16 protein-coding genes are annotated in these 23,201 nt (G+C 36.2%); 11 read left to right on the forward strand and 5 right to left on the reverse strand.

The genetic code is table 11. The features are described 5' to 3' along the window. Positions 1-177 precede the first annotated feature (177 nt). Together N8M93_RS10855 and N8M93_RS10860 are read left to right on the forward strand one after the other, a co-directional pair. Complete coding sequence (locus tag N8M93_RS10855) at positions 178-1,776, forward strand: S-layer homology domain-containing protein (RefSeq protein WP_261131749.1); 1,599 nt, start codon at positions 178-180, stop codon at positions 1,774-1,776. Positions 1,777-2,004: 228 nt separating this feature from the next. After that, complete coding sequence (locus N8M93_RS10860) at positions 2,005-2,208, forward strand: ribbon-helix-helix domain-containing protein (protein ID WP_261131751.1); 204 nt, start codon at positions 2,005-2,007, stop codon at positions 2,206-2,208. A gap of 77 nt (positions 2,209-2,285) precedes the next feature. Here N8M93_RS10860 and N8M93_RS10865 read toward each other — a convergent pair whose 3' ends face one another. Together N8M93_RS10865 and secA2 are read right to left on the reverse strand one after the other, a co-directional pair. Further along, positions 2,286-3,179 (reverse strand): accessory Sec system S-layer assembly protein, encoded by an 894-nt coding sequence (locus tag N8M93_RS10865; protein ID WP_261131753.1) that lies wholly within the window; start codon positions 3,177-3,179, stop codon positions 2,286-2,288. Between the two features lie 11 nt (positions 3,180-3,190). Then, complete coding sequence (gene secA2, locus N8M93_RS10870) at positions 3,191-5,563, reverse strand: accessory Sec system translocase SecA2 (protein ID WP_261131754.1); 2,373 nt, start codon at positions 5,561-5,563, stop codon at positions 3,191-3,193. Positions 5,564-5,790: 227 nt separating this feature from the next. On the opposite strand from secA2, the gene N8M93_RS10875 reads away from it, so the two are divergent. From N8M93_RS10875 to N8M93_RS10905, 7 genes are all read left to right on the forward strand, one after another. Beyond that, positions 5,791-7,704 (forward strand): S-layer homology domain-containing protein, encoded by a 1,914-nt coding sequence (locus N8M93_RS10875; RefSeq protein ID WP_261131755.1) that lies wholly within the window; start codon positions 5,791-5,793, stop codon positions 7,702-7,704. A gap of 139 nt (positions 7,705-7,843) precedes the next feature. Next, a complete protein-coding gene (locus N8M93_RS10880) occupies positions 7,844-8,584 on the forward strand; it encodes a WecB/TagA/CpsF family glycosyltransferase (protein ID WP_261131757.1) in 741 nt (246 codons plus the stop codon). Further along, positions 8,581-10,152, forward strand: coding sequence for a polysaccharide biosynthesis protein (locus N8M93_RS10885; protein WP_261131759.1), 1,572 nt, complete (start codon positions 8,581-8,583; stop codon positions 10,150-10,152). The genes N8M93_RS10880 and N8M93_RS10885 overlap by 4 nt, the downstream gene beginning before the upstream one ends. A gap of 210 nt (positions 10,153-10,362) precedes the next feature. Then, positions 10,363-11,415, forward strand: coding sequence for a glycosyltransferase family 4 protein (locus N8M93_RS10890; RefSeq protein WP_261131760.1), 1,053 nt, complete (start codon positions 10,363-10,365; stop codon positions 11,413-11,415). A 250-nt stretch (positions 11,416-11,665) separates the two neighbouring features. After that, on the forward strand, positions 11,666-13,549 hold the full coding sequence (locus tag N8M93_RS10895; RefSeq protein ID WP_261131761.1) for a DUF5693 family protein: 1,884 nt from the start codon (positions 11,666-11,668) through the stop codon (positions 13,547-13,549). A gap of 3 nt (positions 13,550-13,552) precedes the next feature. After that, positions 13,553-14,662 (forward strand): polysaccharide pyruvyl transferase CsaB, encoded by a 1,110-nt coding sequence (csaB, locus tag N8M93_RS10900; RefSeq protein WP_261131762.1) that lies wholly within the window; start codon positions 13,553-13,555, stop codon positions 14,660-14,662. Further along, positions 14,659-16,548 carry an FAD-dependent oxidoreductase gene (locus tag N8M93_RS10905; protein ID WP_261131763.1) on the forward strand — a complete coding sequence of 630 codons (1,890 nt, stop codon included), beginning with the start codon at positions 14,659-14,661 and terminating at the stop codon, positions 16,546-16,548. Before csaB ends, N8M93_RS10905 begins: the two co-directional genes overlap by 4 nt. A 145-nt stretch (positions 16,549-16,693) precedes the next feature. On the opposite strand, the gene N8M93_RS10910 is transcribed toward N8M93_RS10905, so the two are convergent. The 3 genes from N8M93_RS10910 to tagD form a co-directional block, all read right to left on the reverse strand. Further along, the gene (locus N8M93_RS10910) at positions 16,694-17,698 is read right to left on the reverse strand and encodes an LCP family protein (RefSeq protein WP_261131765.1); all 1,005 of its coding nucleotides are present in this window, start codon (positions 17,696-17,698) and stop codon (positions 16,694-16,696) included. Between the two features lie 130 nt (positions 17,699-17,828). Next, positions 17,829-18,980, reverse strand: coding sequence for a CDP-glycerol glycerophosphotransferase family protein (locus N8M93_RS10915; protein WP_261131767.1), 1,152 nt, complete (start codon positions 18,978-18,980; stop codon positions 17,829-17,831). Positions 18,981-19,005: 25 nt separating this feature from the next. Beyond that, entirely contained in the window at positions 19,006-19,404 is a 399-nt protein-coding gene (tagD, locus tag N8M93_RS10920) for a glycerol-3-phosphate cytidylyltransferase (protein ID WP_261131769.1), read from the reverse strand. Between the two features lie 568 nt (positions 19,405-19,972). On the opposite strand from tagD, the gene N8M93_RS10925 reads away from it, so the two are divergent. After that, a complete protein-coding gene (locus N8M93_RS10925) occupies positions 19,973-22,087 on the forward strand; it encodes a CDP-glycerol glycerophosphotransferase family protein (protein ID WP_261131771.1) in 2,115 nt (704 codons plus the stop codon). Between the two features lie 282 nt (positions 22,088-22,369). Further along, positions 22,370-23,194 carry an ABC transporter permease gene (locus tag N8M93_RS10930; protein ID WP_261131772.1) on the forward strand — a complete coding sequence of 275 codons (825 nt, stop codon included), beginning with the start codon at positions 22,370-22,372 and terminating at the stop codon, positions 23,192-23,194. The last annotated feature ends 7 nt before the right edge of the window (positions 23,195-23,201 follow it).

Consider the following 23,201-nt stretch of genomic DNA (forward strand, 5'->3'; position numbering starts at 1 on the left):
GATTATTTATCTATAAAAATAGATAGTTATCCCAAAAAACATTTTTGAGTGTGACTTTAGAATTAAATAACGGAAAATGTCGAATTTTCAAGAGAAACAATAGATGGTAAAATTATATTCTGATAGAATAAAATAGAAGTTAAAGATTATTTTTACATTTTTAAGGGGGAAATACATATGGATAACAAAACTCTTAAGCGGTTATCGGTAATAACCTTATCGACAGCAGCAGCAGTGTCATTTACAGGCGAAGATACTGTATTTGCTGATCAATCAGATGAATCGGTATTTTCAGATGTGGACAAGTCAGATTACTACTATGAAGCAGTCTACGCATTAGTAGATATGGGTGTGCTGACTGGATATGACGATGGTACATTCCGTCCAAAAAATGATATTACTCGTGCAGAAGCAGCTAACATGTTTGCTAAATCTTTAGGATTGGATATGGAAAATGCAACAAACCCTGGCTTTACAGATGTAAAAGAAGGTAAGTGGTATTATGGGGCAGTCTCTGCATTGGCAAATGCTAAAATTTTAAATGGTTATGAGGATGGTACATTTAAACCGGAACAAACCATCACACGTGCAGAGATGGCTAAAATGATAGCTGTTTCTTATAACCTTGTTGACATGGAGGGGGAATTAGATAAGTTTGAAGATGTAGAAGATGGCGACTGGTTCAAGGATTACGTAGAAATCTTAGCAGAAAATGAAGTTACTCAAGGACAAACAGCAACGGAATTTGCGCCTGGTGAAAACGTAACACGTGGTCAAGCTGCTACTTTCCTTTATCGCAGCGAGCAACTGATTTCTAGTTTATTGTTGGATAATGAATACGCAGTGGCTATGAATGGTGAAGCTAGTGTAAGTGAACGATTCACTGGTAATGGTTCTTTTACTAATGTTGCAGATAAAAAGGCTGAATTCTATATCGATCCATTACAAATTGAAGGTATAGGTGAAATCAAACTTTCTGAAATTGATAGTATTTCATATGCTTCAAAAAAAGAAGATGAAACAAAGGCGTTGGATTTTGCGTTGGAAATCTACACAGTTGGTGATAAGCATGGATGGTATGAAGAACGTTTATCATCAGAACCAATGTATGCGAATGAATATAATGCGAATGAAGGTCAATGGAATACCTGGAATACGGATACTGGCGAGAACCAATTAGTATTTTATGACAGCAACCATGGACCTGCAGGATTTAATAATGGACCAACTCTTCAAGACCTTGAATCCAAACCTATTGATTGGAGCAACTACGGTGGTGAACCTGGGGCTATCAATTATGCTTCTCAAACAGTGAAATACTTCAAATTACAGACTGGAAGTGGATGGACTGACTTTAAAGGGTATGTAGACCGTCTTGTTATTACATTGAAAAATGGTGCTGTCTTTGAAATCGACATGGAGCCAAGCCATGCGCCATCAGGTGTAACAGCTCAAGATCATGATGATGAAGGCACAGGAGTAAACGGACTGGATTTTACAGTGAATTGGACAGCCAGCGCTTGGACTGAAGCTGATCATCAGGAAATCTACATCCTGCCTGAAAACACAACATTCGACCTTGAGCAACAAACTGCTGTTGCTGAGATTGAGGATTCGACTACAGAAACATGGACTGGTACAGAAGATCTAACAAAGGATAGCATCGGTGCTAGTTTAGGTTCCGTAGATTATGATGTATATGTTGTATCGTATAATGAGGATGGTAGTGAATATTATGTTAGTGAGGTAGTGACATTCACTCCAGAATCAGACTGAAGAATGAAAAAGACGATGATTCACAGAATCATCGTCTTTTCAAAAGGAAAGAAACGGTTTCAGGCGAGACCTAAGTTCATATCCGTAAAGAGGTCTCCATTATTCCAACCAAGTTTTACCTATGAAACTATCATACCATTATTTTCATAGTAATAATTCATTTTATAAAAAATTTTTATATTTTTTTACAGTTATAAGAAAATTTGCATGATGTCGAAGGAGAGAATTATGAAAAAAAGAGTCAGTATAACCTTAGATGAGGAGTTAAATAAGAAAATCACAGATAAAGCAGAGGAAACCGGGATCAGTAAAAGTGTCTTTATAGGATTTGCAGCTTCCTATTTACTTCACCAGATGGAAAATATCGAAAAGACGATGCCCGAATCAAATGCCGTCTATCAATTGATTAAGCAAAACATTGATTTTGAATAAGGGGAAAGGCGATTATATAAAAAGGGCTGTTCAATGCTAGATTTTCTTTTGCATTGGACAGCCTCACTTTATTTTCTTTACTTATTTTGAGGGGGATATGCTTTCCATTTCGATAAATCATATTCCTCTTTAAGAACTAACGATTTTGGAAATATGAACGTCCATGGTTTACTAGTGTTTGCTTTCACTTCTAAATTGTCCAGTTCAAAACCACCTTTAGCAATCGTTTCCCCATCTGCATCTTCAACGATCAACGGTAATTTTTCAAGCTGAATGTTCTTTTCAGAGCCATTTCTGATCAATATCGTTATATGGAGATCTCCATTATTCTTCTTACTCGCTTGTATACCTAAAAAGTTTATCTCACCTGGTTTAGGAGGATTCATATTCTGCATGATTTCTTCTAATTTATTTTTGTTATCTTCAGAAAGACTTTGCTCCCAACTTTTTTCAAGATCGAGTTGGTGTGGTTTGGTTTGTTTTATTTCGAATGCCAGCTTCCATCCTTCCCGAGGTAAATGATCGACGTATAAGTCTTTGGAATTAAAAATGAAGTTCCAAGGGCGGCTGCTATTAGGCGGTAATTCACCAAACTCTTGAAAAGAGAAGCGTTTCCTGCCGAGCATCTCTCCTGATTCAGCCATTAATAATAAGGTAGAATCTTGTAATTGGATGGGCTTTGGTATACTGTTTCTTACGAAGGCCGTTACGATGTGTTCATCCTTTGCTTCGTTCTTTATTATTTCAATTCCTGATAAAGAAATCTGATTCGGTTTTAAATTTTCACATTCGTTATTTAAAAACTGATACACATACTTTTTTTCTGAAGGTACTTCCCAGGAAGGGTGGAACGATAAAGGGGTTTCTACGGTTTCTTCATTTGATTCTATTTGTGTATGTTCTCCAATCAATTCTTTGGAAGAGATTGAGCTGTCTTTTCCTTGTTTCTTCTTTTTGAGTGAAAATAACATCTTGTTCCTCCTTAACGATTTTGATCAGTTTTCAAGTATGAACGTGCCATGATCGTGGCATGCTTACTGATTTTTTCTTCTATTTTTTGATAAGTGAATAGAAAGATTTCGTATCCTTCCTTTTCGTATAATCTCATTGGATCCTCTTGGCCGTAGCTTCGCAAACCGATACCTTCTTTTAATCGATTCATTTTTTCAAGATGTTCAACCCAGCTTTGATCGATGAATTGTAAAATAATCTGTCTGAATCTCTGTGCCCAATGGGGCTTTTCTTCAAAAATTCTTTCCAACAAATTCAAAGATTCTTCCATTTTTGGCAAAACAATTGCTTGGATATCCTTTACTTCCTCAATATGATCACTAGCAAGTTCGGATATCGTAATAGGAATCAAATGATCTAAGGCACTATTTAAACGATGAAGGTCCCAATCTTCAGGTATATCCGAGATACAGTGGTTTTCAATCGTTCGAATAATAGAATGCTCCATAACAGGTCTGATCAAATCAATAAAATCCTTTTCACTCAGGAGCCATTGGTTGCGCAATTGCTTAAATATCACAGTACGTTGCTCATTTACGATGTCATCCAGTTTCAAATTATAATCTCTTATCGAATGATTGCTGCTTTCACATATCCTTTGAGTACGTGCTACAAAATCGTGAATATCTTTATTGAGTATTTTTCCATTTGAAGTTGTTTTGAGCTTAGGTCTGCGTTTTTCAATTTCATCCATTGCAAACCTACGGAACATGTCATCTTCGATCGAAATGAAGAATTGGGAAGAGCCAGGATCACCTTGACGGCCGGATCTTCCTTTAAGTTGATTGTCGATTCGTCGACTCTCGTGGCGCTCAGTACCGATGACTCGAAGTCCGCCCAATTCTGCGACTCCTTCACCTAAAATGATGTCAGTTCCTCTTCCTGCCATATTCGTAGCGATGGTAATTTGCCCTTTTTGACCAGCCATGGATATAAGCTGGACTTCCCGTTCAACACTTTTTGCATTTAGAATTTCGTACGGGAGATCGAACTCATCCAAATATTTGGCCGCTTTCTCCGATTGCTCGATAGAAGTCGTTCCAATCAATACCGGCTGACCTTTACTATTACAGGATTTCACATCTGCAGCCATAGCACGATATTTTTGATCAGCCGTTTCAAAGACAAGGTCATCCATATCGACACGAATTTTCGGCTTGTTGGTAGGGACAGTGATAACATCCATTCCATATGTTTGTTCAAATTCTTTTTTCTCTGTTTTTGCTGTACCAGTCATACCTGATAACGTTGGATACATACGGAAGTAGTTTTGCACCGTAATCGTTGCTTGGGTCTTGTTTTCTTCAGTTATCTCAAGACCTTCCTTAGCTTCAATTGCTTGATGCAAGCCATCACTTAATGTACGACCCTCCATTATACGTCCTGTAAACTGATCGATAAGCTCGATCTTTCCCTCTCTGACAATGTAATCAACATCACGGCGGAACATGACACGTGCTCGTAAGCATTGGATTATGTAATGGTAAAGTGTCTGATGCTCCAGGTCATAAAGATTGTCGATACCAAAAGCTTTTTCAACCTTATTGATTCCATCATCAGTAAGATTTGTAGATTTCGTCTCTGGATCGTATGTAAAATCTATTTCTTCACTAAATTGTTTGACGACCATTGATGCTACATTGAAAAGTTCTGCACTTAGATTTGTTTTACCAGCAATGATCAGAGGTGTTTTCGCTTCATCGATCAATACACTGTCCACTTCATCTATGAGTGCAAAATGATAAGGGCGTTGAACTCGATCCTGTGGGTTATAAACCATGTTATCTCTTAAGAAATCGAAACCGAATTCATTTCCTACACCATATGTAATGTCTGCACTATAGGCAGCTTTCTTTTCAGCAGGAGTGATTTGAGGGACGTTCAATCCAACAGTAAGTCCAAGAAATTCATGTATTTTCCCAATGATTTCTTTGTCTCTATTGGCGAGGTATTCATTCACTGTAATGACATGAACTCCTTTGCCTTCTAAAGCTCTTAAATAACTTGGTAAAGAAGCAACGAGTGTTTTTCCTTCTCCAGTGGCCATTTCGGCAATGTTTCCATCAGTTAAAGCCAATCCTCCAATAAGTTGAACATCATAATGTCTTTGACCCAGCACACGTTTAGCTGCTTCACGGACCACAGCGAAAGCTTCTACCTGAATATCATATATAGTACTGCCGCTTTGTAATGAATACTTAAAATCAATGGTTTTAGCTTGCAGTTGTGCATCAGAAAGATTTTCAATGTCTGGTTCTATGTTGTTAATTTGATCTACTATTTTAAGATATTTTTTTAACGATCGATTATCAGAATCTACCATCTTTTTTATGTAAGTAAGCATAAACCTTTCTCTCCCTATTTCCTTGGTAAAACTAGTATATCATAGAAACTTCTACAAAATTAACCAACTATTGAGGGTTTGTCGAATATGAGGAAATAAATTTTAAAAATAACAAAAATTCCATGTAATAAATAGGGATAATTTGTAGAAATAGATAAAAAGTTGGTAGTATTTGCACGGACACTTTGATAATGTAATAGAATAGTAATTTATTAGGGGGTTGAAGTATGCAAGTGCATATGAAGAAGATTCTTTCTGCAGTCGTCTTGGTTTTGATGATGTCATTGGTTGTTATGCCTGGTGTAAAGGCAGCGGATGACATAACAGGACACTATGCTGAAAAAGAAATGAGAGCTTTAAATGAAAAGGGAATCATGAAGGGAGATAGTCCTGGGACCTTTTCACCTGAACGTGCTGTTACACGTGCAGAGTTTTCAGCATTTGTGAAAAGGGCTCTAGAACTGAACATTCCGATTGATCCAAGTACAGAATCTTTTAGTGATGTGGAGCCGGGAGATTGGTTTTATGACGCAGTAAACCAAACAGTAGCTGCAAAAATCATCACAGGGTATCCAGAGGGTGATTTTAGACCAAATCAAAAAATCACACGTGAAGAAATGGCAGTAATTATGTACCGTGCATTGCAATTCAAGGGTATAGAGATGGAAGAGATGTCTTTAGGTTTCAAAGATAAAGATACTATCCATAAGGATTTTGTTGATGAAGTTTCCAAGGTTGCATCGGTCAAACTGATTGAAGGTTATCCAGATAATACATACAGACCTAAAGACAATACAAAACGTGCTGATGCGGCAATCGTAATCTATCGAATGCTCAACATCATCACCCCACCGCCTGTTCTTGAATACAGTGTTGCCAATATCACTTCTGATGGAGAACTAAATGAAGTGAAAAAGTATGAAACGTATACGGATGCTAAAAATGCAATAAAATCACCTGCATCCCAAGTCGTCATGAAGGGGAAAAAAATCGTCTGGATGAAGAGTGGTCTTACAACCTCTAACGGATTTACGATCATTTACGACAGCACAAAATTCACTTCCAACTACACTTATGTAACGACAGGAACAGAAATGCAATACCATTCTGCAGGGGATACATGGGTGGAAGTCACTGTGGCTGATACCAAAGGATATGTGAAAAAGGACAATGTTACCTTGACCCCATATCAAATGTTACAAGGAAGATCCTACTATTATGCAAGTTCAGGACACCTTTATCATTACATTTATAGTCCTACACTTAACAAATATAGTGGAATTTTAATTGGAAAAGCTCCATCATTCATGACCTCAGGGACGAAGTACTACAGCTGGGATGGAAATGAGTTCTATAATACTGCTGGTAATAAAGTAGGACAAGCTTATCAATATTATCAGTACGTGCCTCTGTATACCAAAACAACTTATACAGCTGCACAATTAGACTCTTTCATTAAAAGTTCTTACCCAGACACTTATAAAAGTAAGTACCCTACATCACCGTTAGAAGGTACTGGGGAAATATTCAAGATGGTAGAAGAGAAATATGGTGTGAACGCATTATACTTCTTATCTCACGCAATTCATGAAAGTGCTTGGGGGACAAGTCGTATTGCGGTGGATAAGAATAACTTGTTTGGATTAGGGGCTGTAGACAGCAACCCTTATGAAAATGCCATAACCTTTGACTCTTTGGAAGAAGGTATTGAGGAAGCTGCGGTAAAATATATCATTCCTAAATACTTCACAGAAAGCAACCCGATTTATCATGGGGCATTCTTAGGGAATAAGACCATGGGGATGAACGTGAAATACGCATCAGATCCATATTGGGCTGAGAAAATCGGAGCATATATGTATAAAGCAGAGCTTTTTCTAAAAGGTGGAGATTTAGGAATCTATCAATTAGGATTGACGAATGCTGTTTCGTTGAATGTAAGATCTGAGTCTAAGGTTGCGGATGGCAACATCATTTATAAGTATCCAAAATCGGGGACAAGCGTCGCTATTGTAAACGAATCCTCACAATCAGATGGCGTATGGTACCAAATCGTTCCAAAGAAATCGAATCCTAAAGCATATATATATGGAAATGGGAAATATGGTACTTTATCCAAAACAATAAATGTAGCAAAATAAAAATTAGGGAATGCGGCTATTTCTAGTTGCATTCCCTTGTGTTATGGTAATGTTAGTTTTTTAACATGTTAAATTTAGGTTTAGGTCGCAAAAATCAACAATTTAGATTAATAGAACCATATTTTAAGGGGAAGAATTTATGAAGTTAAACAAAATAGATGTGATGGGTGTACCATTTGTCAATACCTCAATGGATTCATTCATTAAACACCTGCATGAATCACATATAGAGAAAGAAAATAAAGCGTTTGTCATTACGGCAAATCCTGAAATTGTCATGTATGCGAGTGAAGATGTTAGTTATAAGAACGTCTTGAATGATGCTGATTATGTCACCCCGGATGGAATCGGGATTGTAAAAGCAGCAAGAATTCTCGGGACTCCGATTCAAGAAAGAGTATCTGGGTTCGATATCATGTGCAATCTTTTACAGATAGCAAATGAAAATCATTTTTCAGTTTACTTATTAGGTGCGAAAGAAGAGGTTTTACAATCTGCTGAGGCAAATATTCAAGCAACTTATCCAAACGTAGGCATCGTTGGTTCGCACAATGGCTATTTTAATTGGGAAGATGATGATATTGTGAAAGATATCCAGCAGCTTCAACCAGATATGGTTTTTGTGGCACTTGGGTTACCAAGACAAGAAAATTGGATTGCAGAGAATATCCATCATTTCAATAAAGGCATTTTTATGGGAGTGGGAGGTAGTTTTGATGTGTTTGCTGGAATTGTGAAGCGAGCGCCTGTAATCTACCAAAACTTGAATTTAGAGTGGTTTTATAGATTGGTGAAGCAACCATCAAGGGCTAAAAGGATGTTAGCATTACCAAAGTTCATGATCAAAGTGATTGAACAGAAAGTAAAGGGAAGAAAATGAACGGAACATTTGTAAAGAGCACAATTATTTTAACGATAGCAACATTGGTTTCTAAGATACTCGGAAGCGTCTTCAGAATTCCATTACAAAATATTGCTGGTGATGAAGTATTAGGAATTTTCACACTGGTCTACCCAGTCTATATGACGGCATTGATATTATCTGTAGCAGGTATTCCTTTAGCTATTTCACAGCTTATCTCAAAGGCTAGAGTGGAAAACGATCAACAGGAAATCAGGAATATTTTTGTCACATCAAGTATTTTGGCTGTTCTATTTGGATTAGTGAGTTTCAGTTTACTCACAGGTTTATCTGAACAATTAGCTCAAGTATTGGGAGGCCAAAAAACGAGATTGTCCATTATCATTGTCTCGATTACGTTGTTGATTGCACCATATATGGCTGTCTACAGAGGTTTTTTCCAGGGCTATGAAAATATGAAACCAACAGCTTTATCACAGGTGCTCGAACAATTCGTTCGTGTAGCTTTAGTTATTGCTATCGCCTATTACACCGTAAGTATGGATCTCAGCAATGAGATCGTTGCTGGAGGAGTGATGATTGGTTCTTCAATTGGCGCTCTTCTCTCCCTCGTATATTTACGTTATCTTTTTCAAATTTCTTCTCTAAAACCCCGCTCAAAAGTAAAATACAGCTGGGGTGATTTTAAAATTACAAGTAGAAGGATATTGAAAGTTTCCTTGCCGATTTGTGTAGGTGCATTGACGATGGCGCTTTTAAATGTAGTCGATTCTTTATCGATTCCTTTCAGTCTCAAGTTGGCAGGAGGGGAAGGTACAGAGATAAATTATCAATATGGTCTGTATGGCCGTGGTTTATCTTTGGTGCAGATCGCCACAGTTTTCTCTACTTCCATTGTTCTTCCTTTGATCCCGTTGATCAGTAAAAACTTAGCACTAAAAGAATACGAAACAACTAATAACGTTATTGTTAAATCCCAAAACCTGGCACACCTTTTCTCATGGCCAGCTGCAATCGGACTGTTAGCATTGACTTTACCACTTAATCTTGGATTGTTTACAGATTTAAACGGAAGCCAAGTACTTGCATTAATTGGATTCAGTTCTGTGTTCACTTCCTTGACTGTACTTGGGACAGGGATTTTGCAAGGGCTTGAAGAATCTAAAATTGCTGCTTGGGTTATTGTCGTTGGTGCCCTCGTGAAAATGTTGTTGAATTTTATTTTTATCCAATTTTATGGACTTATTGGCGCCGCAATAGCGACCCTGGTTATTTATATCTTGCTTTGGTTAACTAATGCCTATTTTATTTGGAAAAAAACAAGGGTGAAATTCGTTTCAAGAGAAACTTTTGTTCAGTTTGGATCGTCAATATTAATGGGGCTGATCATAGGGGTTCCGACTTTACTTTTCAACATACAAGGATGGGGACGGATCGATGCTCTCCTTTATAGTTTAGGGGCAGCAGGAGTAGGTGCCGTTATCTATATTTTTATGGTGATTCTATTCAAAGGGATCTCAAACGAAGAATTAATGAGGATTCCTGGGGTCGGTGCATTTATAAAGAAGAAAGAGATTGATAGTTAAATAATGGATCAAACAATAAATCTACCAAACTTAACAAATTAGTTGATATTTCGACGAATTTGTTTGAAGTTTTTCATTTTATTTGAAAAAAATTGTGATATAATTTTCATTATGATGAAATAGAAGAAATTCATGCTTTAAATTGAAAAATTTAGGGTATTTTTCTAACAGAGATAAAGGGAACAGTTTGCAGGGAGAGTGTTTGTAAGTATGCTGTATCTAACGTTATTCTTATGCTTCTTATCGTCAGTACTATTAACACCATTAGTTAAAAAGTTTGCGATAAAAATTGGAGCAACAGATCAGCCTAATAATCGGAAAGTCCATACAAAAGTCATGCCACGTTTAGGCGGGCTGGCCATCTATTTAAGTTCACTTATTGGGTTTTATTTGCTATCCCCTGATAAACAGTACATGGTTCCATTATTTGCAGCCAGTTTGATTATAGTGGCTACTGGTTTTTTTGATGATATTTTCGAGATATCACCAAAAGTCAAGCTGCTGGGCCAAATAATTGCTGCAGGTATTGTCATACACGGTGGAGTAGTCGTCCATTTCATCAACTTGCCGTTTGATGTTCGCTTAGATCTTGGTATATGGAGTATCCCAATTACGTTGTTATGGATCATCGGTATTACCAATGCGATAAACTTGATTGATGGTTTAGATGGTTTGGCGGCCGGGGTTTCATCCATCGTATTGATTACAATTTCAACAATGGCGATTGTAAATGGTAATGTATTTGTGGTTGCTATAGGATTCGCAGTTCTAGGAAGCACCTTAGGTTTTCTTGTATATAACTTTCATCCTGCAAAAATCTTCATGGGAGATACAGGGTCTTTATATCTAGGGTTCATCATAGCAGTAACTTCACTTTTAGGATTCAAAAACATTACTTTATTCTCGTTATTAGTTCCAATCATTATTCTCGGAGTACCAATTTCAGATACAATCTTTGCAATCATTCGTAGATATGTAAACAACAAACCATTATCTGCTCCAGATAAATCACATTTACATCATTGCTTACAACGATTAGGGTTTTCACATACTACAACTGTATTGATCATTTATGCGATGAGTGCGATTTTCGGAATTGCAGCTGTTCTTATCGAACAAACCACCTTATGGGGATCTTTTCTTATCTTGTTCGTCCTTTTACTGTTTGTCGAATTGATTGTCGAAATCGTCGGTTTAGTCGATACGAATTACAAACCTATTTTAAACTTTTTCGAAAGAGTAGCGAATACACGTAAAATATAAGTTTCACAGAATAGATAAATATACAATCTGACAAGGGGATGGCCCAAAAGTAGAGTGTCAAACACCTCCAGCACAATGACCAGTGTAGAGTAAGATGGCTTCACATAACATTGTTATCACTATTTGTTATGCAGGAAAGAGCCAGACACTGCTAGTCATTAGTTAAGAACGGAGGCGCAGACATTTAAGCGGCCGCCCCTTGTTAATATTCTTCCCTACGAACATGAAATGCAAGAAAGGATTGTTTTCTTTGAAAAAGTTGTTATGGATCATTCTTTTATTCTCTCTATTGATTACGTCGGTCGGTTTATATGAACGTATGGAAGCTGAATGGAATTATAATACATATGAAGTGGGGGTACCTTTTAAGGAAGTAGAAGCCCTGATCTATAAAGGGGGAAATGAAGAGGACGTTTTTAAGGGGTTGAAATCTTCAGGTGTCAATGCAATTAGTATTGGCCCTGAATCGATCGATGGTTTAGAGGATCGGGGTGAAATCTTATCTCTAAAACAAGATGAGTTCGTTCGCTTTGCCCTCCTTTCTGGGTATTCATCTGACACATTGCCAGAGAAGAAAGGTTTATTCATCAGCCTTCTGGACAGTTCATTTCCTGTAATTGAGTCGGTGGGAAAAGTATTTGAAGGCAATACACAGAAAGTCGAGATCAATGATAGAGAATTTATCTACATTGAAGGAGATCCTGAAAAGATTGAAAAAACGTATTTAGGTTATTCAGAGAAAAAGATAGATTTGATCAATAAATATGGATATTCAACGATTCTTCATGTTCCGGTCGCAGATGTACTAGAAGGAAATGAATTCATTTGGGAACAAGCTTTCAATATTGATGAAAATGCAGACCAGATGTTGTTTATCGGTGAGGAAGCTCTTGGTTACCCAACCAGTCATGTGGAATGGGCAGAAAAGTTGAAAGAGAATGGGATTTCAACGCTTTCAATAGAAGATTTCAACCAAAAAGGATTTGAAAGCCTTGCAAGATCCAACAATCACAATGTTATCAGGTTAAGGAGTTTTGATCTTGAGAAAGATTCCTTGATAGATAACCATGAGAAAGCGATCAGAGCAGTAAAAGAACGAAATATCCGTGTGCTATATTTTCATCTGACAGCTAAGGGAGAACCAGATGAGAATTTAGAGACCAATATGAGCTTCTTCAAAAGTTTAAACAGTAATATGCCTGGATTATTCCGGTTAGGTGATCCGGATACCTTCAAGGAATTATCAAAGCCATTTTATTTAGTAGCAGCCGCATTACTAAGTGCAGTGGTATTTGTGATACTAGCCATCGAGTCATTACTAAAAAGAAACATAGCAGTAGTTTCTGGACTAGGGATCTTAGTGATGGCAGTAGCATATCTGATTATAGATTCATCCGTGCTACTTAAATTAATTGCATTAGCAGTAGCTGTAATAACACCTGTATACGCCGCTTTAGTATTAAGACCGATTGAAACTAAAAAAGATATCTTTTATCAGTATTTACGAGCTATTGTTGTAAGTTTTACTGGTATCTGGATTGGTGTAAGTCTTTTATATGGAAATGAATATTCATTACACATTGGGCAAGGTTTTAGAGGTGTAAAACTTCTATATGTGTTCCCGATCGTATTTACAACACTTTTTGTTGTATATCACATCTATAACGATAAAAAATTCAATTTCAAGCAGCTAAAACACCTGTTAGCTTTGCCAATCAAATATGGGCATTTTATCTTGTTGTGTATTTTGGGACTTATACTTTTTTATTATATCGACAGAACTGGAAGTTTCGCTGCGGTATCTTCTTATGAACTGATCCTTAGGCAAAAGCTGGAGGATCTCATGTATGCTAGACCAAGAACAAAGGAATTCTTGATAGGATTGCCATTCTATATTCTTTCGTTGTATTTATTTCTGATCAAGATGAAGAAAGCGGCGTATATATGTCTGATTCCTGCTATGATCGGTTGGCTTTCTTTAGTCAATACATTTACACATTTACATATCCCTTTATACGTTTCTATTTTAAGAAGTTTTTATAGTCTATCATTGGGATTGTTAGTTGGAATTCTCTTCATCATCATTTTTAAAGCAGGGTACAACTATTATTTAAAATTGAGAGCAAGGTGGTAAGGTTTGAAACTTGTTATTTCAGGCTATTATGGCTTTAACAACATAGGGGATGAAGCCATATTGGCCTCTATTATTCAATCATTGAGAGAGATACAACCGGATATAGAGATTGTAGTCCTTTCAAATAAACCGGAAGTTACAAAGTCGACATATGGGGTAGAGGCTATTGACCGTTGGAAATTCAAAGTTATCTTGAAAGCCTTGAAAGATAGTGATGGTTTGATTAGTGGAGGAGGAAGTCTGTTACAAGATCAAACAGGCTGGAAAAGCGTCCCATACTATTCCGGCATCATGTACCTTGCTAAGCTTCTAAAAAAGCCGGTCTACATGTATGCGCAAGGAATTGGTCCATTAGACAGATTTTTCAACAGATGGATTGTGAAAGTCGTATTGAACAAAATCAATCGAATCACCGTTCGGGATGAAGAATCGAAAAAACTACTAGAAACTTTAAAAGTCAAGAAAAATATCAGTATCGTACCTGATCCAGTAATGGGGTACAAAGCAGATAATTTAAACAGCGATTGGCTGGCTGGGCAAGACTTCAAGAAACCGACTGTTACTGTATCAGTCAGGGATTGGAAAGGTCTAGAGGATTTTAAAAGGAAAGTCGCAGTAGCATTGGATTGTTTGGTAGATAATGAGCAAGTTGACATCATATTCATCCCAATGCACGGATTTCATGACCACAACACATCTGTTGAAGTTGCAAGATTAATGAAAACTCCTTCCAGAATAGCTCCTTATGACGCTTCTATTGAAGAAAAAATCGCTATAATTGGATCTTCTGAATTCTTGTTTGGTATGAGATTACATTCATTAATTTTTGCAGGTGTGGTAGGGACGCCATTTTTGGCTTTATCTTATGATCCTAAAATCGATTCATATTCTAATTTGACTCATCAACCAGTTGCAGGACATGTAGAAAAAGATGAACTGAATGACCTCCATACAATTTTACTAGAAAACTTTAAAAGCAGGAAAGTGTTATTAGAGTTAATGAGAGGAACAACAGATGAAATGAAATTAACAGCTAAGGAAACTGCAAAATTAGCTATTTCAAGCATAAGTTCAAATAAAGGTTTATTGAAATCGAAGGAGGGAGTAAATTGACCCAAAAAAACCTCCTTCTTATTTTGGTTGGGATTTTACTGGTTGGATTTACCGGGGTACTTGCTTACAAACAATTTTCAAATAATGAGACAAGTACTAGTGGTGAATTGAATTCTACCCAACCTGAACCATTCGATACTAACAACGACCCGGAAACCACTAATTATGATGTCATTGTCATCGGAGGTGAACCCGAAGGTGTTGCTGCGGCTGTTTCAGCGGCTAGAAATGGTGCAAAGACATTATTGGTAGAAGAGCGTGATGGACTCGGGGGGTTAATGACCTTCGGTATGTTGAATTTCCTTGATATCGCCAATGATTCTAAAGGGAATAATGCTAATGCAGGTATTTTTAAAGAATGGCACAAGTTAGTAGGGGGAAAGGTTGCTTTTGATATCGAACTTGCAAAAAAGGCGTTTTTAACCCTTACTAATAATGAGGAAAAATTGACGGTAGCTTTGGATACGAAGTTGACGGATGTGAAATTGAATGATAATGGGAAACTTGAAACTGTAATTGTTAAAAATGCACAAGGTGTACATACATTGAATGCAAAAAAATTCATCGACTCGACACAAGACGGCGACCTTGCAGTAATGACTGATGCACCGTTCTTTGTAGGGAGAGAAGACATTGGCATTGAGGATAACCGTATGGCTGTTTCGCCTATGATTCATTTGGAAAATGTCGAATGGGATGATATGCAAAAAGCAGTCGATTCACAAAAGTTCGGAGAGGCTGTAGTAACTCCAAATGTAGCTTGGGGGTTCGGTAAACTCCATCACATGTATGAACCTGTGGAGGAACAAACACGGTTACGCGGCTTGAATATTGCCCGGAACTCTGATGGGTCTGTCGTAATTAATGCTTTACAAATTTTCGAGGTTAATGGGTTGGACAAAGAATCCAAACAAGCAGCTTTAGAAAAAGGAAAGAAAGAAATCCAGCATATCGTAAAATATCTCAGAAAAGAGTTCCCAGGATTTGAAAATGCTGAAGTAGCCAGTTATCCAACGGAATTGTATGTCCGTGAAACACGGCACTTTGAAGCAGAATATCAGCTTTCAATCATCGATGTTTGGCAGAATAATGACCAATGGGACAGTATCGGTTTAGGGGCTTATCCAGTAGATGTCCAAGCTACATCTGTTGAAGACTGGGGTTATGTTATTGCAGATCCAGTTCAATATGCAATTCCATTTCGATCTCTTGTACCTAAAAAGATTGATGGTTTGTTAATTGCAAGTAGAGCGTCAGGATATACGTCTTTAGCAGCAGGAAGCGCACGTGTCATTCCAACTGGTATGACGGCTGGACAGGCGGCAGGTACAGCAGCAGCAATTGCTGTCAAAGAAGAGATCACTTTCAGGGAGATGACTGAGGATAAAGGATTGATTTCGCAGCTTCAAAAAACATTGAAGGATCAGGGTGCTAATCTTTATGAGTTCAACCTTGATTTTGCGTACGAAGGTGAATGGTTTTACCCACAAATCAAAAATCTTCTTTCCTGGGGTTTGATTTCCGGCGGTTATGAAAATGACTTCGGTTTAGAAAAAGAGATGACCGAAGGCGGGTTTGCCAAGATATTAAGAAATGCCTTATCAAGAATTGATGAAGAAAAATTTAATGAGAACAATGATCAATTGATCAAAATTATGAAAAAAGAAGCAGAAACCCTGATTACAAGAAATCAGGCCAGCAGTATATTAGTAAAAGTTTTTGGAGATAACCCAGTAAAAGGTGATGTAGCCTGGGTTGGAGCGAGGAAGTTGAATCTCGTAGATGAAAAATTGATGGAGCACTTAACAGAGGATAAAGAACTCAATCGTGCCGAAGCCTATTATTTTCTTGGATTAGCGATAGAGAAACTTGAAAACATAGAATAAAGTAAACTTGGCAAAGCCAAACCTTAGCGCAGGCTGAGCCTTAGTTGCGCTTATACTGAAGAAGAGTATTTTTATACTTTCTTTAAGTGCAGTAAAAAAGGACTGTCTCAAAAGTGTCGAACACTTTTGGGACAGCCTTTTTTGGTTAATGACTTTTTGATTCTTTAGTTGAAGCAGCTGAACTGCTTTCATTTGTATTTTCATCAATATTCAAGTGTGTCTTTAAACTATTAGAAATTTCCTCGATGCTAGTATCATCTAACATATAGTAAAAGACCCCATTATTTGAGTTCTCACCTTTCAATTCAAGTGAGTCGATTTGATTTATTTTTCCTGCATAACCATGGAGGCTAACAATTTCTTTAAAGTTCATATCCATTTGTATATTTCCGTCTAAACCATCGATGACATCATCATATTTGGTGAGTGAACTGAATGATGTTCCTTTTTCAATAATCGCTTTAATGATTTGACGTTGTCTTTCTCCGCGGCCGATATCACCTCTAGGATCTTGCTTTCGCATACGAACAAATGCTAAAGCCTCTTCACCATCCAATTGTTGGTTACCCTCATGAAGCGTAATAGCATTATGACGATCATTACTATCTTGAACAGAGAATGTGCTAGGGACATCTACGTCAACTCCGCCAAGTGCATCAACAATGTCGATAAAGGCTTTGAAATCCACTCTTACATAATGATCGACCGGTACATCAAACAAGTTTTCCACACTTTTTACAGCAAGATCAACGCCGCCATATGCATGAGCATGGTTGATCTTATCCATTCCTTCTCCCGGTATTTCCACATAAGAATCACGTGGGATACTGACCATTTTTACAGATTTATCTTTTTTATTGAAGGTTGCTAAAATCAGTGCATCAGACCGGCTAACCCTTTCACCTTCACGAGCATCTATTCCTATGAATAAGACAGAAAAATTATCTTCGTTGACATCGACCTTTTCATCACGTAGTTCAGATTTGTCACCACGTTTTAATTCTTCAATAGAATTATCTGTAGCATTAGCTAGTTTAAAAGTTAAATAGGAACCATAACCGATTGTACTAAATACTAGTAAAAATAATGGAATTAATATTAAGCGTCTGCGACGACGTTTTTTTCTCTTGCGAATTTCTGTACGATACATACTTGTTTTTCTCCTCAGGGTTATGATTTAAAAATCATCTAATAATAAAAAGAGACCGTCATGTGGTCTCTGAGATTCTACTGACTTTTAAAATTTTATCCTATAAAAAACTATATATCAATACAATTTTCTAATTAGTTTTAACAATTATTTCGTCAACCTTTGAAGGATATAACTCTCTAATCAAGGTTTCGCTCGAATTTCCTTTAGAGTACTGATTCCATTCAGCAGCAAACTTTTCAATAGTAGTGTAATCGAATTTATGTTCTTTAATAATAGAAATGATTTCACTTGTGTTTTGGGCGACAGGCCCTGGAATGTTATTTTCAAACTCCATCCAAATACCGGGTTTTTTCTTGTACTCATCCAGATCATACATATAGAAAATCATTGGTTTCCTCAGTAAGGAGAACTCAAAAGGTATTGAAGAGTAATCAGTAATTAGATAGTCCGTTATCAAAAGTAAATGATTTACTGAATAATAATCCGAGACATCATAAACAAAACTTGAATAGTTGTTTTTCAAGTTAAATTTCACTGCAGGATGTATTCGTAAAAATACGACATAATCATCTTTCAATTCTTCATACATAGATTGAAGGTCCAAATTGATATCCGTCAGGTCAAATTCCCCATCTCTAAAGGTAGGAGCGTATAAAATCACCTTTTTTGATTCGATTACAGGAAATTCATCTTTAGTTTGTTCTATTACTAATTGTTTTTTTTCATCATCGAAGAAGAAATCTGTTCTGGGTATTCCGGTTCGTAGTATGGCCTCGTCATCTACTCCGAAGCTATGATGAATGATACTCGCCATTTTTTCAGATCCTACAGTAATATGAGAATGTCGTTTATAGACACTTTCAATTCGTTTCTTCGCAGTATCAGGTCTACCCTTAATTGTTGGATCCTTAAGACCAAATTTTTTTACTGCACCAGCTGCATGCCAGAGCTGAACACATTGTACATTCGGTTTGAAATTCGTAACAGATAAAAACCCGTAATAATTATCTACAAACACCATTTTAGAGGTACTTATATGATAGATAGAAATAATCCAATGAAATAGGTTTATACATTCAAAAAAGTATACTTTAGAGTTTTTTATATTGTCGAAATTAATCGGGCATTTAGGATTTATCAAGAAAATGATTTCATGATTTTGTGTTTTTGATAATTGGTCGGCTACATGAAAAATATTATCCCCAAAAGAAGCAACAAAAGTTGTCTTTTCCTTTTGGGGAAATAACTGGAACATATTAAAAAATAGTTTGAAAATCATCAAATATGTTCCGATTAATAATTCTCTAACCATTATTGACTAATAGGAGATCTTTTTTAATCTTGCTTGTTGAAATGCCGACTGTACGAGGGAGGTATACTACTTCAGTATATTCTTTTAGAAAGTCGAATTTACCTTCCCAATCATCACCCATAACGAAAACATCAATATCATTGTCAATGACATCCTGAATTTTTTGATCCCAGTGGTTTTCAGGAATCACTTTATCTACATAACGAATCGATTCAAGAATCACTTTTCGATTTTCGTAACTGTGATATGCTTTTTTGTCCTTAAGAGCATTAAATTCATCAGTAGAAACTGCTACTGTCAAATGATCTCCTAATTCTTTAGCGCGACGAAGTAGATTTATATGGCCATTATGGAGTAAGTCGAACGTACCGTATGTTAATACTTTTTTCATTGTTTGGTTCCTCCTATAAGTTTGCTAGATATAAAGACTCAAATAATTGTTACGTCCACAATGTATATATTAATATAACAAATTTGCAAGACTGTAACATGTCCTTTACATTCTATTAACAATACTTCGGATTTATTTATACCACGTTTAACCTTAATTAAAACTTTTTATAAAAAATTTACAATAGGGATCGATCAATTAATAATATTTACCAATAAAAACGTCGATTATACCATAAATATACATACGCTTGTCAAATCATGTAATCAATGTTAATTGCAGGACTAAAGCCATAAATAAAAGTCTATTCAAAATTTATTAGAACAAAGTAAAACTGAATAGACTCTGTATTATGTTGACGATTCAAATAGGGTTTGGTTTCGTAATTTTAAATATATTGTAAAAAGTTTCCTGTGTAAAGTTAATAAATTAAATCTTCCTAAAGGTTTCGCATTAATCATTTGTTTATGACTGGCGTTTATGACTGGCGAAAATCTCCATTTGAAAATCGAAAGTTTACGGCATATAATATCGTATAATGTCAAGAGAGAGGGGCACAAGCAAAAATATGGGACCACAAGATTTGGAAAACATCAAGATTTTGAATCTCTATTTAGAAAATAAAATCTATAGAATCGACATACCTGTAAAGGATACTTTCATGGTTGATGCAGCTCAAATGCAATTTGTCCTGGCAAATAGGCAAGATGACGAGGAAATCGTTTTGACTTCATCAAGTAAAGATTCATTAAATGAATTTACCATTTTTGAAATAGAGATCCCTTTCGATGCTTTTAAACTATCTGAAGATGATATCTGGGATTTATACGTCATACGTGAAACCCAGAATGGATTGAAAAAAAGCAGAATCAAAAGTAATTTTGAGCACTTGAGGATATTGGCTATTGTCACTAAGGAAAATCAAAAAATGTTCTATCCATTCACTACGAAAGAAGGGAATCTATCTTTTAGATTTAATCAATATAATTTATTTGCAACATTTGATGATATCCAATTAACAAACTCTGGAGAAATTTCAGTATCAGGATTTTTCAACTATCCACCATTCCATTCAGTTGGAGGCTATAACATTAAAAGATTAAAGCTGGTGATCAACAATAATGGTGAAGAGGAAAAGTCTATTGATGTAAAACGCGTTGCCCGCCCAGATCTCTATTCGAAATATACAAACACTCTTGCATTTAAAGAAATCGGTTTTGAAGGATCTTTTGATGTCAAAAAATATATTAATGGTAGTAATAAAAAAAGCTTCAAGTTTTTCTTGGAACTTGAATATGAACATGAAGGCAGGATTGAAACAATCAGGAGCATAAGAGTGCGATTGTCGCATGAGACCGAGCTTCCAGATAAATCGCTCCTAACGTTGAATGGTAAAAAGAAAAAAATATATTGTAGCGTTACAAAGAAATCAAAGTATTTTTTAGTGAATGTCGTTGATTATAATATGGTCAAAGAGACATTAACCAATATAAAATCCAAATGGGTGAAAATAAGAAGAAGCGACGACTTGAAAAAAATGTACAAGGTTGTCTTCTATTTACTTGGAAGAATCATGCCAGCTGATCAGAAGTTGGTCATGTTCGAAAGCTTTTTAGGAAAACAATATAGTGATAGCCCAAGAGCTATTTATGAATATATGTTGGAAAACCATCCTGACTATAAAATGTATTGGAGTGTCGATCGAAGGCATCTAAAATTCTTTGCAGACAAAGATGTGAAATATGTAAGAAGGTTTTCCATCAGCTGGTTGTTATTGATGACTAGAGCGAAATACTGGGTTTCAAATAGTAGATTACCTCTCTGGATCCCTAAACCGAAGCATACAATCTATCTGCAAACATGGCATGGTACACCATTAAAAAGGTTGGCTGCTGATATGGATGAGGTCCATATGCCAGGAACCAATACGAGAAAATATAAAGAAAATTTCTTGAGAGAAGCAAGCAAGTGGGATTATTTAGTATCGCCTAACGCTTATTCCAGTGAAATATTCCAAAGAGCATTTGCGTTTGATAAAAAGATGATTGAATCGGGTTATCCACGTAACGACTTTCTTATAAATTGCAATGATCTGGAAAACATGAATCAGTTGAAAGAAAGAATGAATCTTCCTATGGATAAAAAAATTATTCTATATGCTCCTACATGGCGTGATAATCAGTTTTATGCCAAAGGGAAGTACAAGTTCGATCTCCAGCTTGATTTGGATAAAATCAGAGAGGAACTTGGGGACGAATACATTGTTTTATTAAGGATGCATTATCTTGTAGCTGAAAACCTGGATTTATCCGGTTATGAAGATTTTGTTTATGATTTTTCATTTCATGAAGACATCAGAGAATTGTACTTGATATCAGACATTCTGATAACGGACTATTCATCCGTCTTTTTCGATTATGCGAACCTAAAAAGACCGATGTTATTCTTTGTCTATGATATTGATGATTATAGAGATAACTTAAGAGGATTCTATTTCGATTTCGAAGAAAAAGCACCAGGACCTTTGACACAAACAACTGAAGAGATTATTAAAGAGATAAAACTTATTGAAGAAAATGGATTCCTACCATCTGAAACTACGAAAGAGTTTTACAAAAAGTTTTGTTATTTAGAATCTGGGGAATCTTCGAAGAGAGTTGTAGATGAAGTGTTTGGAAAATAAATCATAACATCTTACGTCTTTCGTTTGGCTGTCGAATTTGATCGACGGCCTGTTTTATTAACTTAGAATATTTAGTAGTTGTACCTCTCTAACCTTGCAGATTTTATATTTTTTCTGTAAAGGTGCGGTTAAATTTCTATAAATATGTACGAACTACTAATTGGCATACGGAGCATCAGGGTCAAGTTTACAATTATGTATCATTTGTTGTGTTTTAAAAAGTATGAACGTATAATTTGAGAAGTATTTATCATTCAAAAGTTACACAGGAAGGACTAAAGTATGAAATCCGTAATCACTGTGATTAAAGAACAGATTCAACACTTCTACTTGGTTAGAAGGTTATCTTTATATGAATTGAAAAGTTCAAATAGTAATAATTATTTAGGTATGGCTTGGGAGCTCATCAATCCACTAATCCAAGTAGCGATTTATTGGTTTGTATTTGGATATGGTATTAGAAAGAGAGCGGATATCCCCTTGGAAAATGGGTTGGATGTTCCATTTCTTCAATGGATGCTTGCTGGAATCATCATTTGGTTCTTTTTCTATCAATCGACAATAAAGGGTTCAAAATCGATTTATACGAGGCTGAGAATGCTCTCAAAGATGAACTTTCCTATGAGTGTCATTCCTAACTATATTATTTTTTCACAATTTTATATCCATGCAGCCATGTTTGTCATCACGGTCTTGGTCATGCAATTTTCAGGATATCCGATAAATGTTTACTATTTGCAGTTCATCTACTTTACTTTTGCAACGTTCATGTTTATCTTTGCACTAGCATTAGTGACATCAACACTTGCAACCATCATTCGTGATGTACAAATGTTTTTACAAGCGACGCTACGTATGCTGCTCTATCTATCACCGATTTTGTGGCAGGTTTCAAATATCGACAATGCGTTTATACAGTTGGTTATGAAGATCAATCCTCTGTATTATTTAATTGAAGGGTATCGCGCCGGATTTTTCGGATTAGGTTGGTACTTTATTGAAAACTGGGAATACACATTGTATTTCTGGGCTGTAACGGGTCTGCTCCTTTTCATTGGTGCGACCATACATGTGAAATTCAGAAGGCATTTCATCGACTTTCTATAGATGAGAG

It is taken from the genome of Bacillus sp. Marseille-Q3570, assembly GCF_946151055.1.
Lineage (GTDB): Bacteria > Bacillota > Bacilli > Bacillales > Fictibacillaceae > Pseudalkalibacillus.

Bases quoted from the DNA above. Each gene is read 5' to 3' on its own strand.
- N8M93_RS10910 (WP_261131765.1), bottom strand. From the start codon at position 17,698: ATGTATCGTACAGAAATTCGCAAGAGAAAAAAACGTCGTCGCAGACGC.
- N8M93_RS10875 (WP_261131755.1), top strand. From the start codon at position 5,791: ATGCAAGTGCATATGAAGAAGATTCTTTCTGCAGTCGTCTTGGTTTTG.
- N8M93_RS10880 (WP_261131757.1), top strand. From the start codon at position 7,844: ATGAAGTTAAACAAAATAGATGTGATGGGTGTACCATTTGTCAATACC.
- N8M93_RS10865 (WP_261131753.1), bottom strand. From the start codon at position 3,179: ATGTTATTTTCACTCAAAAAGAAGAAACAAGGAAAAGACAGCTCAATC.
- N8M93_RS10860 (WP_261131751.1), top strand. From the start codon at position 2,005: ATGAAAAAAAGAGTCAGTATAACCTTAGATGAGGAGTTAAATAAGAAA.
- N8M93_RS10915 (WP_261131767.1), bottom strand. From the start codon at position 18,980: ATGATTTTCAAACTATTTTTTAATATGTTCCAGTTATTTCCCCAAAAG.
- tagD (WP_261131769.1), bottom strand. From the start codon at position 19,404: ATGAAAAAAGTATTAACATACGGTACGTTCGACTTACTCCATAATGGC.
- N8M93_RS10885 (WP_261131759.1), top strand. From the start codon at position 8,581: ATGAACGGAACATTTGTAAAGAGCACAATTATTTTAACGATAGCAACA.
- N8M93_RS10930 (WP_261131772.1), top strand. From the start codon at position 22,370: ATGAAATCCGTAATCACTGTGATTAAAGAACAGATTCAACACTTCTAC.
- N8M93_RS10890 (WP_261131760.1), top strand. From the start codon at position 10,363: ATGCTGTATCTAACGTTATTCTTATGCTTCTTATCGTCAGTACTATTA.
- N8M93_RS10925 (WP_261131771.1), top strand. From the start codon at position 19,973: ATGGGACCACAAGATTTGGAAAACATCAAGATTTTGAATCTCTATTTA.
- secA2 (WP_261131754.1), bottom strand. From the start codon at position 5,563: ATGCTTACTTACATAAAAAAGATGGTAGATTCTGATAATCGATCGTTA.
- N8M93_RS10855 (WP_261131749.1), top strand. From the start codon at position 178: ATGGATAACAAAACTCTTAAGCGGTTATCGGTAATAACCTTATCGACA.